13 protein-coding genes are annotated in these 13,020 nt (G+C 59.9%); 9 read left to right on the top strand and 4 right to left on the bottom strand.

Annotation, left to right across the window (positions count from 1 at the left end; translation table 11 throughout):
- Positions 1-634 precede the first annotated feature (634 nt).
- Positions 635-1,348: a HisA/HisF-related TIM barrel protein gene (locus tag HB633_RS17880; RefSeq protein ID WP_213779495.1), complete on the bottom strand. Its 714-nt coding sequence runs from the start codon at positions 1,346-1,348 to the stop codon at positions 635-637.
- 10 nt (positions 1,349-1,358) lie between these two features.
- Between HB633_RS17880 and HB633_RS17875 the strand changes: the two genes are divergently transcribed.
- Genes HB633_RS17875 through HB633_RS17865 form a run of 3 tightly spaced genes read left to right on the top strand, consistent with a single transcriptional unit; the run spans position 1,359 to position 4,076 of the window.
- Positions 1,359-2,375, top strand: coding sequence for an ATP-grasp domain-containing protein (locus tag HB633_RS17875; RefSeq protein ID WP_213779494.1), 1,017 nt, complete (start codon positions 1,359-1,361; stop codon positions 2,373-2,375).
- Positions 2,372-3,454: a hydantoinase/oxoprolinase family protein gene (locus HB633_RS17870; protein ID WP_213779493.1), complete on the top strand. Its 1,083-nt coding sequence runs from the start codon at positions 2,372-2,374 to the stop codon at positions 3,452-3,454. The genes HB633_RS17875 and HB633_RS17870 overlap by 4 nt, the downstream gene beginning before the upstream one ends.
- A gap of 31 nt (positions 3,455-3,485) precedes the next feature.
- Positions 3,486-4,076: an aspartate kinase gene (locus HB633_RS17865; RefSeq protein WP_213779492.1), complete on the top strand. Its 591-nt coding sequence runs from the start codon at positions 3,486-3,488 to the stop codon at positions 4,074-4,076.
- A gap of 2 nt (positions 4,077-4,078) precedes the next feature.
- On the opposite strand, the gene HB633_RS17860 is transcribed toward HB633_RS17865, so the two are convergent.
- From HB633_RS17860 to pqqA, 3 genes are all read right to left on the bottom strand, one after another.
- Positions 4,079-4,768, bottom strand: coding sequence for a (5-formylfuran-3-yl)methyl phosphate synthase (locus HB633_RS17860; RefSeq protein WP_213779491.1), 690 nt, complete (start codon positions 4,766-4,768; stop codon positions 4,079-4,081).
- 17 nt (positions 4,769-4,785) lie between these two features.
- A complete protein-coding gene (locus tag HB633_RS17855; RefSeq protein ID WP_213779490.1) occupies positions 4,786-5,397 on the bottom strand; it encodes a DUF447 domain-containing protein in 612 nt (203 codons plus the stop codon).
- Between the two features lie 135 nt (positions 5,398-5,532).
- Positions 5,533-5,607, bottom strand: a complete 75-nt coding sequence (gene pqqA / locus HB633_RS17850) for a pyrroloquinoline quinone precursor peptide PqqA (protein WP_013342881.1) — start codon at positions 5,605-5,607, stop codon at positions 5,533-5,535.
- 384 nt (positions 5,608-5,991) lie between these two features.
- Between pqqA and HB633_RS17845 the strand changes: the two genes are divergently transcribed.
- Genes HB633_RS17845 through tkt form a run of 6 tightly spaced genes read left to right on the top strand, consistent with a single transcriptional unit; the run spans position 5,992 to position 12,988 of the window.
- A complete protein-coding gene (locus HB633_RS17845) occupies positions 5,992-7,482 on the top strand; it encodes a ribulose-bisphosphate carboxylase large subunit (RefSeq protein WP_213779489.1) in 1,491 nt (496 codons plus the stop codon).
- Between the two features lie 27 nt (positions 7,483-7,509).
- Positions 7,510-7,923, top strand: a complete 414-nt coding sequence (locus HB633_RS17840; RefSeq protein ID WP_213779488.1) for a ribulose bisphosphate carboxylase small subunit — start codon at positions 7,510-7,512, stop codon at positions 7,921-7,923.
- Positions 7,924-7,936: 13 nt separating this feature from the next.
- Complete coding sequence (gene cbbX / locus HB633_RS17835; RefSeq protein ID WP_213779487.1) at positions 7,937-8,872, top strand: CbbX protein; 936 nt, start codon at positions 7,937-7,939, stop codon at positions 8,870-8,872.
- A 23-nt stretch (positions 8,873-8,895) separates the two neighbouring features.
- Complete coding sequence (locus tag HB633_RS17830) at positions 8,896-9,993, top strand: class 1 fructose-bisphosphatase (RefSeq protein ID WP_213779486.1); 1,098 nt, start codon at positions 8,896-8,898, stop codon at positions 9,991-9,993.
- A gap of 38 nt (positions 9,994-10,031) precedes the next feature.
- On the top strand, positions 10,032-10,904 hold the full coding sequence (locus HB633_RS17825; protein ID WP_213779485.1) for a phosphoribulokinase: 873 nt from the start codon (positions 10,032-10,034) through the stop codon (positions 10,902-10,904).
- 32 nt (positions 10,905-10,936) lie between these two features.
- Complete coding sequence (tkt, locus tag HB633_RS17820) at positions 10,937-12,988, top strand: transketolase (protein ID WP_255580976.1); 2,052 nt, start codon at positions 10,937-10,939, stop codon at positions 12,986-12,988.
- The last annotated feature ends 32 nt before the right edge of the window (positions 12,989-13,020 follow it).

Here is a 13,020-nt window from a genome sequence, read left to right as displayed (position 1 = left end):
CCAAACAAGGGCACATAAGTGTCCCGATCGTGCAGTTACAACTATTTGGTACCCCAAAAGCACGCTCGGCGAATAGCCCCGGACAGTTGAAGCCCTCCCCCTCCGAACACAGATACCCACACGCTTCGCCACCAGTGTGGGAATCCGTTAAAACGGAAACCTGGCCTACGCATAACAACGGAATAGCCCAATAGATCCAAAGCAACTTGAATTCAAAGCCTCGTCACCGGCACGGCCGACCCTTCGTTTTGGGCGCCAGCGCGCGCAGCGGGGAGGCCTGGTTAACGGATTCCCACACTGGTGGCGAAGCGTGTGGGTTGCCGTTGACGGAGGGGGAGGGTTTCAACTGTTCGTTGTTATGCGCTGAGCGTGCTTTTGGGGTACCAAACAGTTGTCACTGCACGCTGTGGACAATTAAGAATTAGCGGTTGAGAGGCGTTTTCTTTGCTTCGTTTCTTTGTCGCCGTTGGACAAAGAAATGAAGTGCCGCCACGCACAGTGGCTAATAGTGCTAAAAAAATCAGCCAACACCAAACCCGCGAAGACCTAAAAAGCAGCAACCCAGCATCGAATCCAACCACTACAAACAACCGCCCAAGCGCCAGCGCCCCCCCTTGGCATGGATATTGTGTAATCACTCAGGCTCGATCCACCGCTGCAAACTAACCCTCCGATCATGAATCGCCGATGCAACCAGCCATGCCGAAGCGCCACTTCGCGCGGCCGCGGAAAGATCCGCATCATCACGGATGCCACCCGCGCCGATCAATTCGCAGTCTCCCGCCTGCGCGCGAACGGCGTCGATCGTGGCGAGGTCCGGACCCTGGTAGGCGCCCACCTGATCAAGCGTCATCACGATCACGCGCGATGGCCACCACGATATGTCAGAACATGCGGCAGCCGGGTCAGCCATAAGACGCCCAGCCCGATGATCGAGCGATAACACCGGCTCGAAGCCGGCAGATTGAGCTTCACGTAGTGCATCGGCGTTGACGAGCGTCTCAGTGCCGAAGATAGGAACGAGTTTGGAGCGAGCGGTATCGATTCGATCGAACAACGTACGCATGGAGGCGAAATCGGTATAACCCGCGTCGAGCCAGATTTCGATGTCGAGCGCATCCAACAGCGCAGTAATGTGGGCGGCGTGATCGTTCCGCTTGAGGATCGCGCCAAGGTCAGCAATGTAGAGCGTGCGCGCGCCGGTCGCGGCCAGCAACGCCCGCGCGACGCCCAGCGGTTCGCTGGTCGCGCATAGCGAGGACTCGATGGGCCGGTAGCGTTCCCGCTCGCCGCGCACGGCGCGAACGGCGTGGCCATCGAGCAGATCGAGTACGGGTATCACTTGCATGGAAGGAACCTTGATCAAGTTATTCGTGTACGAGTATCTCACCGGCGGCGGCATCGACCCGGCATTGGCCGGCGAACCCAGCTTGCTCGATCTTGGCGCGCTGATCGTCGAAGGACGCGCCATGCGCGATGCCCTGGTCGCCGATCTTGCCGAACTCGACGGCGTGCAGGTCACCTTCGCGAGCTCGCGCTTTGAAAACGTCGAGCCAACGCGTTCCCATTGCATCGCAATGCCCGGCGAATCGATCACGGGGTTTGTCGCCCGCGTGGCGCGTCAGCACGACCACGCGTGGATCATCGCACCGGAATGCGATGGCCTGTTGCTGCATCTGCACGACTCTGTGGGCGCGGCGCGCTGGCTGGGATGTTCGAAGGAAGCGATCAGGACGGCATCGAGCAAGAGCGCAACCGCTGCGTGCCTCGAAGCGCACGGCATTGCAGTGACAGCCGCGCTCGAACCGGATGGGTTTGCCCCGGAGACCGGCGCGGATCTGCGCTGGGTCGTCAAACCAGACGACGGCGCCGGCGGTCTCGATACGTTCGTCTACGACCATATCGAAGATGCATGTGCCGAGTACGATGCCCGCGCGGCAGCCGGGCGCAACCCTGTGATGCAGCAATGGGTCGATGGCGAGCCGCTAAGCCTTTCGCTCGTGTGCAGCGCGCACGGTGTCGAACTCGTCAGTATCAACCGCCAGCTGATCGGTTTGCCCGATGCCGCCGCGACCGGAAAAACCGCGCGCGTGGTCGAGTTCAGCGGTGTCGAAATCAACCAGATCGATAAGCGCAGCGCGCAAGGCGTCGAGCTGGAAACGCTTGCGCGCAGGGTTGTATCGGCGATACCGGGGTTGCGCGGGTTTGTCGGCATCGATGTGGTCTGGCATGCGCAGCGCGGGCCTATCGTGATCGAAGTGAACCCGCGGCTGACGGCAGCCTATGCGGGTTTGTCGGCGCAACTCGGACGCAATCTTGCAGGCGATCTGCTCAAGGCGCACGGGGTGACGTCTACTGCAGGAGCGCGGGCATGAACGTCGAATGCGCAATTTTCGGCTGGGACGTGGGCGGTGCGCACGTCAAGGTCTCGATGCTCAGTAAGTCGGGCGAACTGAGCGACATCGCGCAATGGCCGTGTCCGTTATGGCAGGGACTTGGTCACCTGGAACGGGTCATCGATTCGGTATTCGAGCGATGGCCACGCGCTCGTGATCCGCGTGCGCGACACGCGGTGACCATGACGGGCGAGATGGTCGATCTCTTCGCGGATCGTGCGGAAGGTGTGCGGGTTCTCGTCGATACATTGGCGCAGCGGCTAGGACCAGACACACGGTTTTTCGCGGGCCCGGCTGGCTGGCTGGAAGCGAAGGCTTGCGTTGCGCAATGGCGCGAGGTTGCATCGGCGAACTGGCTTGCGACCGCGCAATGGGTTGCGCACCGCTTGAAAGATGCCGTGCTCATCGACATAGGTAGTACCACGACCGATATCGTGCCCATTGTCGCGGGACGCGCTGCAGCACGTGGTTGCAACGATGCAACCCGGCTCGTCAGCGGCGAGCTTGTTTATCAAGGCGTCGTTCGCACGCCTTTGTGCGGCGTCGCGCATCGCATCGGATTTCGCGGCGAAGAGGCCAACGTCATGAATGAGTGGTTTGCCACCACAGCCGATGTTTACCGGTTGACGGGCGAACTCTGGCCGGCGCACGATCAGCATGCAAGCGCTGACAACGGACCGAAGACGCAAGCTGCAAGCCGTGCGCGAATCGCACGAACCATAGGACGCGATGCCCGCGACGCTGATGAAGATGCATGGCGTGATTTTGCTTTCGGTTGGCGTGAAAAACAGATGCAGATCTTGACGGCGAACCTCGATGGTGTGATCGCTGCACATCCGTCGTTGCAGCGGGCGCCGCTGGTCGGGGCCGGTTGCGGACGCTTTTTGATAGAAACGATGGCGCAAGATGCGGGAAGGGCGTTCATCGACTTTTCCGATCTCGCCGATGCACCCGGCGCCGACAAGGAGCGCCGAGAATGGATTGCAACGTGCGCGCCGAGCGTGGCAGTAGCGCGGCTCACGCAACACGAGAACACAGTCGCGCATCCGGGCGCTTGAATCAAGTGCAACTCAAAGCGGGGGACATGTCATGTGGGTGGTGAAAATCGGGGGAAGCCTGAGTCACGACCCGGCGCTGCGCGAATGGCTTACCCAGCTTTGGGAAGTGGGCGGCGGACGGGTTGTGATCGTACCGGGCGGCGGGGATTTCGCCGACACGGTTCGCCAGTATCAGAGCGAGTGGCAATTCGGCGACCTCGCAGCTCACAACATGTGTCTGCTTGCGATGGCGCAGTATGCAATTCTGATGCAGGGGGTGATGCCGGAACTGGTGCTGGCATCGAACGAAATGCGTATTCGCCGGGCGTTGCGCGATGGCCGCGTCGCGGTGTGGGTCCCCACCGATCTGATGCGCGACAAGCCCGACGACATGACGAACTGGAACACCACATCGGATAGTCTTGCGGCATGGCTTTCGACCACGCTCAACGCGGAGCGCCTGGTAGTAGTGAAGTCATGCGCGGTCGAAGCCGGCACACCTATGGAGACGTTGTCCGGCAAAGGCGTGGTCGATGCGAGTTTCGCAAAACACGTCAAGGACGCGAACTACGTTGTCGAGATGTTCAACAAGGGCGACGCGGCGTTGATGCGCGAGAGGTTGCTGCATATTCCTGTCGCGTGAATTCAGGCAACGGCGTGATGATGAAGCGCTTCCGCCCACTGCGCAACACGCGAAGGATCGAGCCGGGACACGCGGCCGTTGTCGCATAACGCGGTGCGAAAACCCGCGATGTCCGGCGCGAGTTCGTGTATCAAGGCCAGATGCGTCCAGTTCATTGAACCGGCGAGGCCGGTCATCCCGCCGCGTGCGCTTGCAGCACGCAAGCATGCCTTGAGCGTGCCCAACTCCACGCAATCAAAAATGGTCTGGCCGTTTTTAGTAGCGGTATCGAAGACGATTCCTGCAAAGCCCAGCTCGACGGCGAACCGAACGAGTTCCGTATCGATACCGCCATCACAAAGCAGCACGGGTACTACAGCCGCAGGCAAGCTCGCCAGCGTAGTGAGGCAACGGCGCGCTGCGGGTCCAGGCGTCACGCCGACCTTCACGTAGTCCACGCCCGAATTGCTTACATCGATAACCCGCCGGGTGATCTCGTCGAGCGCGTCCGTGGGCATGTCGCCTATGGTTGCGCTGATCGGCTTGACAGGAAATCGTGCGCGCAGCAGGTCCACGATCCGCGTGATGTCGTCGAGGGATACGCCCCCCAACGCACCGGCATCCGGCTCTTTCAAGTCGATCAGGTCGGCTCCGGCCTGTGCAGCGTCCAACGCTTCTTCAGACGAGCGGACGCTCGCGAGCAATGCGGTCATGTCAGGCTCCTGAATGTTCAGCGCCGCTCGGACGCGGCAGTGTTCGGTTCGCGCGTTACATCGGATTGCTTACTGTTTGAACGATGACGCGCGACTGCCGCCGTGATCCAGCCCCATGCCAAAAGTTCGCGTTCGCCGGCGGTTTTATCGATGGCAATCTGAAGGTATGCCATCTCGTTGTCGACTTTGTCTGCGGGCAGCATGAAAAGCCGGCTGACAAGAATCGCACCTTCGACCACCGCACTCTGCGCACGATTGAAACCTTCAAACGGTCCATGCGTTTCTCGATACACGCTCTTCAGACGCAGTACCGGCCGCTGCGGATCGTCTTGAAGTGAATGAAGTTCGAGTTCGGTATGCGCAAGGGAATCCGCAAGACGCACGCTATTGACGACGGTGGCGGAAAGCGTTGGCCATTCCTTCTTGGAACCTGTCACGCAGCCCGCGAAAACGCACACATCGGCCGTGAAATTAATGACAGCCGCACGCGTTGCGATGATGTTGTCGAGTGTCGCCGACGGACGAAACGGTGCAAGGATTGCCAGCCCGTCCTCGAATCGTACGCCCATGGGCGCAATGTGAGGCCGGCCGTCGCTCGCCGCGGTCGTGACGATGGTTTCGTGGATCATGGCGGGAAACGCTGGTCGACGCAGCGCACTAAAGGCCGGCGGTTATGACGTTGAAATGACTTTAAACAGTTATTGCATTAAACGAACAGCGGTGAAAGCCGCGCGTCAGATTTCAGCTAACGGCGGCGCCAGCGCTTAACGCGTTGCGATATACATCGTGATTTCGAAACCAAAACGCATATCGGTGTAGCTCGGGGTCGTCCACTGCATAGTCGTCTCCATCAAGTTATCCAACGGATACCGGCGCAGCGACGCTTTCGCACGCGTACCGGCAACTTTTTCAATGCAAACACCGTGCCTGACAAACAAGGCCGGCACAGGCGCCTGTTTGAAGCGCATACCGAACACGCAACGGGTGGACAGCACATTTTGCCGGCGGAATTTACCGCGCGACGTGCACATCTGACTGTCGCGGTTCTGCAGCAAAGTGTCCCACGTCGCAGAGAGGGGCGTCGTCAGGGTGTTCCCCACGTTAACGGATTGCTTAAGCCTGTCGAAGCAAATCGTGAATTCCCCTCGCTACGGGTCGCGCCTACATTGCATTCACAGCGCAAGCCTTCCCGACCGCTGACCCAACCCATCGAGGAAACGCTAATGAACGACTTCACCCAGGCCGCGGTCGCCCCGGCATCCACGACGCAGCCGACCCGTTCCCGCTATTCCGCGGGCGTCATGAAGTATCGCGAGATGGGTTACTGGCAGCCCGATTACGTGCCGAAAGATACCGATGTCATCGCGCTCTTCCGTATCACGCCGCAAGCGGGCGTCGAGCCGGAGGAAGCGGCGGCCGCGGTGGCGGGGGAATCGTCGACGGCAACCTGGACCGTGGTCTGGACCGATCGCCTTACCGCTTGCGATATGTATCGGGCAAAGGCCTATCGGGTTGACCCTGTGCCTTCATCGAGCAGCGCAGAACCGCAGTTCTTTGCGTACATCGCCTACGAACTCGATCTGTTCGAAGAGGGATCGGTGGCGAACCTGACGGCGTCGATCATCGGCAATGTGTTCGGGTTCAAACCGCTGAAGGCGCTGCGTCTCGAGGACATGCGCATGCCCGTTGCTTATCTCAAGACATTCCAGGGGCCGCCTACGGGCATCGTGGTCGAACGCGAACGGCTCGACAAGTACGGCCGTCCGCTGCTCGGCGCAACCGTCAAGCCGAAGCTTGGGCTCTCGGGCAAGAACTACGGACGCGTGGTGTATGAAGGGCTGAAAGGCGGCCTCGATTTCCTGAAGGACGATGAAAACATCAACTCGCAAGCGTTCATGCACTGGCGCGACCGGTACCTCTTTTCGATGGAAGCCGTGCACCGCGCGCAAGCCGCGACCGGTGAAGTGAAGGGCCACTATCTCAACGTCACCGCCGCAACCATGGAAGACATGTACGAACGCGCCGAATTCGCGAAGGAGCTCGGATCGTGCATCGTGATGATCGATCTCGTGATCGGCTGGACGGCAATCCAGTCGATGGGCAAATGGGCGCGCAAGAATGACATGATCCTGCACCTGCATCGCGCGGGACATGGCACATACACGCGGCAGCGCAATCACGGCATTTCGTTTCGCGTGATCGCGAAATGGCTGCGCATGGCAGGCGTGGATCATGCACATGCTGGCACCGCGGTCGGCAAGCTCGAAGGTGATCCGCTTTCGGTACAGGGCTATTACAACGTGTTGCGCGACTCGACCAATGCAGTGGATCTGTCACGCGGCATCTTCTTCGAACAATCGTGGGCGGGGTTGCGCAAGGTGATGCCGGTGGCATCGGGCGGCATTCATGCGGGGCAAATGCACCAGTTGCTCGATCTTTTCGGCGACGACTGCATTCTTCAGTTTGGTGGCGGCACCATCGGACATCCTGGCGGAATTCAAGCCGGCGCGGTGGCGAATCGCGTGGCGCTCGAATGCATGGTGAAGGCGCGCAACGAAGGCCGCGACATTGCAAATGAAGGGCCGGAAATTCTTGAGAATGCAGCGCGCTGGTGCACGCCTTTGAAGCAGGCGCTCGATACATGGCGTGATGTGAGTTTCAACTATGCATCGACGGACACGCCCGATTTCGCCGCCACGCCGACACCGGCTTGAACCAACACCTTGAACGAGAGGCACGCCATGCGAATCACCCAAGGCACGTTTTCATTTCTCCCCGAACTCAACGACGAAGAAATTCGCTTGCAGATCGACTATGCGTTACAGCAGGGCTGGGCATGTTCGGTGGAATACACCGACGACCCGCATCCGCGCAATACCTACTGGGAAATGTGGGGCTTGCCGATGTTCGACCTGAAGGATGGAGCGGGCGCGATGATGGAAGTTACCGCATGCCGCAATGCTTATCCGCAGCAGTACATCAAGGTCAACGCATTTGATTCGGTGCGCGGCTTCGAGACCATGCGCCTTTCTTTCATCGTGAATCGTCCGGACTATGAACCGGGCTTCCGCCTTGAACGGCAAGACGTGCAGGGCCGCGTCCAGCATTACGCGATAAAAGCCTATTCACTGGATCAACCGCCCGCCCGCAACTGAAAAGGAGTTGAACATGTCGTCAGCCGTCGCCGACCTGCCAGTACTTGAATCCGCGCAACCGAGCGTCGATCTCGTTGCGTTGTTTCGCGAATCGACGGTTGGCGAGGTGCTCGCCGAACTGGACCGCGATCTCGTGGGGTTGACGCCCGTGAAGACGCGTATCAAGGAGGTCGCGGCGCAACTGCTGGTGGAACGTGCGCGCGAAACGCTTGGCATTGCGAGCGGCGTGCCCACCTTGCACATGTGTTTTTCAGGCAATCCGGGCACAGGCAAGACGACCGTTGCGCTGCGCATGGCGGACGTGCTGTTCAGGTTAGGCTATATCCGGCGCAAGCATCTTGTTTCAGTTACGCGTGACGATCTCGTGGGTCAGTACATCGGCCATACAGCGCCTAAAACCCGCGAGGTACTCAAGCGCGCGATGGGCGGCGTACTTTTCATCGATGAAGCGTATTACCTGTACCGCCCCGAGAACGAGCGCGACTATGGTCAGGAAGCGATCGAGATTCTGCTGCAGGTCATGGAGAACCAGCGCTCGGATCTGGTTGTGATTCTCGCGGGTTACGAGCAACGGATGGAAACCTTTTTCCAGAGCAATCCGGGCTTTCGGTCGCGCATTGCGCACCACATCACGTTCCCTGATTACGACGTCGCCGAGTTGCTTGAAATTGCCGAAGGCATGCTTTCGCGCATGCATTACAGGCTCGATGCCGAAGCGCGCGCTGCGTTCCAGGATTATCTCGCGCGCCGCATTAGCCAACCGAATTTCGCCAATGCACGCTCGATCCGCAACGCGCTGGACCGCGCGCGCTTGCGTCAGGCGAGCCGCATTTTCGCCGATGCAATGCAAGGCGCCGGCCCGTCGAGTTCCGATGCGTTGACCTTGTTGTCCGCCACTGATATCCGCGCGAGCCGTGTGTTTGATGCGCCTCCGCCCAGACCCGCTTGATCACAACTTCTCAGGAGTGCGCCATGCTGGACGGACGGACAACACTTTCCAAGTTTCTTATCGATACGCTCGATCGCAGTCCATCGCCGGTTCAGGCAAGCGGTCTCTCCGCGTTGCTGATCGATGTCGCCGCTTCGATCAAGACTATCTCCGCACAGTTGACCAAGGGCGCGCTGGGCGGCAACTACGGATCGGCGTCGAGTATCAACACGCATGGCGAAGAGCAGAAGAAGCTCGACATCGCGACCAACGAGATCTTCCTGCAGCATTGCGAGTGGGACGGCTTGCTTGCGGGCATGGTGTCCGAAGAAATGGAAGACGTGTATGCGATTCCGCCCGGGTATCAGCGCGGCGAATATCTGCTGGCGTTCGATCCGCTGGATGGATCCTCGAACATCGATATCAACGGTGTGGTCGGTTCGATCTTTTCCGTCCTGAGAATTTCCAGCGAAGCGAACGCTGATTCAGGAGTCCGCGATGCGTTCCTGCGCCCTGGCCATGAGCAAGTGGCGGCGGGTTACGCGGTTTATGGTCCGTCCACCATGCTTGTGATTTCCGTCGGAAACGGCACGCACGGGTTCACGCTTGATCGCGAGGTCGGCAACTTCGTGCTGACACATTCCGACATCCGCATTCCCCAAGACACGTGTGAGTTCGCAATCAACGCATCGAACGAACGCTTCTGGGAACCGCCCGTGCGGCGTTACGTGCAGGAGTGCAAGGACGGCCGCAGCGGTTGCCGCGAACGCGATTTCAACATGCGCTGGATTGCTTCGATGGTCGCCGAGGTTCACCGCATCCTGATGCGCGGTGGCGTCTTCATGTACCCGCGCGACTTCAAGACGCCCGCGATGCAAGGCCGCCTGCGTCTGCTGTACGAAGCCAGCCCAATGAGCTTCCTGGTCGAGCAAGCCGGCGGCATGTCGATCACCGGACGCGAGCGCATCCTCGACGTGTTGCCTCGCGCGTTGCATGAACGCGTGCCCGTCATCCTCGGATCGAAGAACGAAGTCGAGCGCATTGCGCGCTATCACGCCGACTACGATCGCGGCGAGGACAAGCCTTTTACATCGCCTCTCTTCAACACACGGTCTCTGTTCCTGCCCGAAGCCCCGGTCTGAGCGAACCCGAATCCGGACACGAAACCAGGAGACACGTTATGTCACTCAAACACCCGATCATTGCGGTGACCGGCTCGAGCGGCGCGGGCACGACAACCGTCATGAAGAGCTTCACGCATATTTTCAGGCGCGAAAAGATCAATGCGCAGATTGTGGAAGGCGATGCGTTCCACAGACACGACCGGCTTGGCATGCGCGAGGCGCTCAAGCAAAGTGAACGCGACGGCGTACATAACTTCAGTCACTTCGGTCCCGAAGCCAACTTGCTGGAAGAACTCGCGCAACTGTTCCAGACCTACGGCGAAAGCGGCGGTGGCCAGATCCGCCATTACGTGCACGACGAGAAAGAAGCCGTGATTCACAAACAGGATTCGGGCACCTTCACGCCCTGGGAAGACGTTACATCAGGCACGGACCTGATGTTCTATGAAGGCCTTCATGGCGCCGCCGTGACGGATAAAGTCGATGTGGCAAAGCACGCCGATCTGCTTGTGGGCGTAGTGCCGATCATCAATCTGGAGTGGATCCAGAAGTTGCATCGCGATCAAAACCTGCGCGGTTATTCGCACGAGGCCGTGGTCGATACCATCCTGCGCCGCATGCCGGATTACGTGAACTATATCTGTCCGCAATTCTCGCGCACGCACGTCAACTTCCAGCGCGTGCCGACTGTAGATACATCGAACCCGTTCACCGCGCGCGAGATTCCGCAGCCCGATGAAAGTTTTGTCGTGATCCGTTTTGCGCGCCCGAAGGGTATCGACTTCCCGTATTTGCTCACCATGCTGCACGACTCGTTCATGTCGCGTCCAAACGTGATCGTCGTGCCGGGCGGAAAGATGGGGATTGCCATGCAACTCATCTTCACGCCGCTGATCCTGCAATTGCTCGATCGCCGCGCCCGAGCCTGAGCGTTTTGTTCATTGTTAAAAGGAGCATTCCCATGGACGCAGTCATCGAGCAACACTCACCGCCCGTCGTTCAAGACGACACTCGTCTGATGGCAAACGCGCTTCGCATGCTGGCCGTCGATGCAGTCGGCCAGGCGAAGTCGGGTCATCCCGGCATGCCGATGGGCATGGCCGAGATCGCCGTGGCGTTATGGAGCCGGCATCTGAAACACAACCCGCACAATCCGGATTGGGCTGACAGGGACCGCTTCGTTTTATCGAACGGACACGGTTCCATGTTGTTGTACGGCCTGTTGCATTTAACGGGATACGACCTGCCTCTCGATGAACTGAAGCGTTTCCGGCAATTGCATAGCAAGACACCGGGTCATCCCGAAGTGGGCCTCACGCCAGGCGTTGAAACGACGACCGGACCGCTCGGGCAAGGCCTGGCGAACGCGGTTGGAATGGCGCTTGCCGAGGCGCTGCTCGCGCAGGAATTCAATCGTCCCGGGCATGCGGTCGTTGATCATCGGACGTATGTTTTTGTTGGCGATGGATGCCTGATGGAAGGCATCTCGCACGAGGCGGCGTCGCTTGCGGGCACGTTGGGCTTAAGCAAGCTGACCGTGCTCTACGATGACAACGGCATTTCGATCGACGGACACGTAGCGAACTGGTTCGCCGACGATACCCCCGCGCGCTTCGAAGCCTATGGCTGGCATGTCGTGCGCGACGTCGATGGTCACAATGTCGACGTCGTCGATCGTGCAATAACCGCTGCCCGATCCGCTGGAAAGCCGACGTTGCTCTGCTGCAAGACCGTCATTGGAAAAGGCGCGCCGTCGATGGCCGGAACGCACGACGTACACGGCGCGCCACTTGCCGCAGATGAAGTCGCAGCGACGCGCCGCGCGCTCGACTGGCCTCATGCACCTTTCGATATCCCCGCTGAAATACGTAGCCGATGGGACGCGCGAGAACGCGGCAGGAAGGCAGAGTCGGACTGGAACATTCGTTTTGATGCATACCGTAGGCAGTATCCGCGCGAGGCTTCCGAGTTTGAGCGGCGCATGCGTGGCGCGTTGCCGGCGCAATGGCGCGCGGCGGCGTCGGCGCTGGTGCAGGATGCGGACCATGCGGGTCAATTGATAGCAACGCGCAAGGCCTCGCAACAGGCCATAGAAGGATTGGCGCGCGCGTTGCCTGAGTTGCTCGGAGGGTCGGCCGATCTCACGGGTTCCAATCTGACGCGATGGAAAGAGGCGGTCACGGTAAATGCCGAAGGCGGCACGCTGCACGGCGGCAACTACGTGCATTTCGGCGTGCGTGAATTCGGCATGAGCGCGGCCTTGAACGGTGTCGCGTTGCATCGTGGATATTTGCCTTTTGGCGGCACGTTCCTTACTTTCTCGGACTATTCGAGGAATGCGTTGCGCATGGCCGCGTTGATGAAATTGCGCGCCGTCTTTGTCTTTACGCACGACTCGATTGGCTTGGGCGAGGATGGACCCACGCATCAATCGATCGAACATGCGGCAAGTCTCCGGCTCATTCCCGGCCTCGATGTCTGGCGCCCTTGCGACACGGTGGAAACCGCGCAGGCGTGGGTGTGTGCGGTCGATCGCGATCGTGCGTCGTGTCTGTTATTGAGCCGCCAGAGCTTGCCGTTCGTGTCGCGCGATGAAGAACAGATTGATGCGATCGCGCACGGCGGTTATGTGCTGCGCGACTGGCCGGAGCCCATGGGCCGTGTGGCGAAGCGCGTGGTGTTGATCGCGACGGGTTCCGAGGTCGCGCTTGCATTGGCGGCTATCGAGCCTTTACGCGAGAACGGTGTGCTTGCAAGGGTGGTGTCGATGCCTTCTACCAATGTGTTCGATCGCCAGTCACGTGCGTGGCGCGACCGCGTGTTGCCGCCGAACGTGCCGCGTATTGCGATCGAAGCCGGCGTGACCGCCTTCTGGCGGCAGTACGTGGGGCTTGAGGGCGGTGTAATCGGTATCGACAGCTTTGGCGAATCCGCGCCCGCCGAAGCGTTGTTCCAGTATTTCGGCTTGACGGTTGAGCGCGTGATCGGCGAGGCCGGCAGGATCGCTTGCTGAAGCTCGACGCGTTCATTGAGTCCCGGAATTTC

This window comes from Caballeronia sp. dw_276 (assembly GCF_018449635.1).
Lineage (GTDB): Bacteria > Pseudomonadota > Gammaproteobacteria > Burkholderiales > Burkholderiaceae > Caballeronia.
The sequence above is the reverse complement of the archived record's forward strand: the minus strand, read 5'-3'. Positions and strand labels throughout refer to the sequence as shown.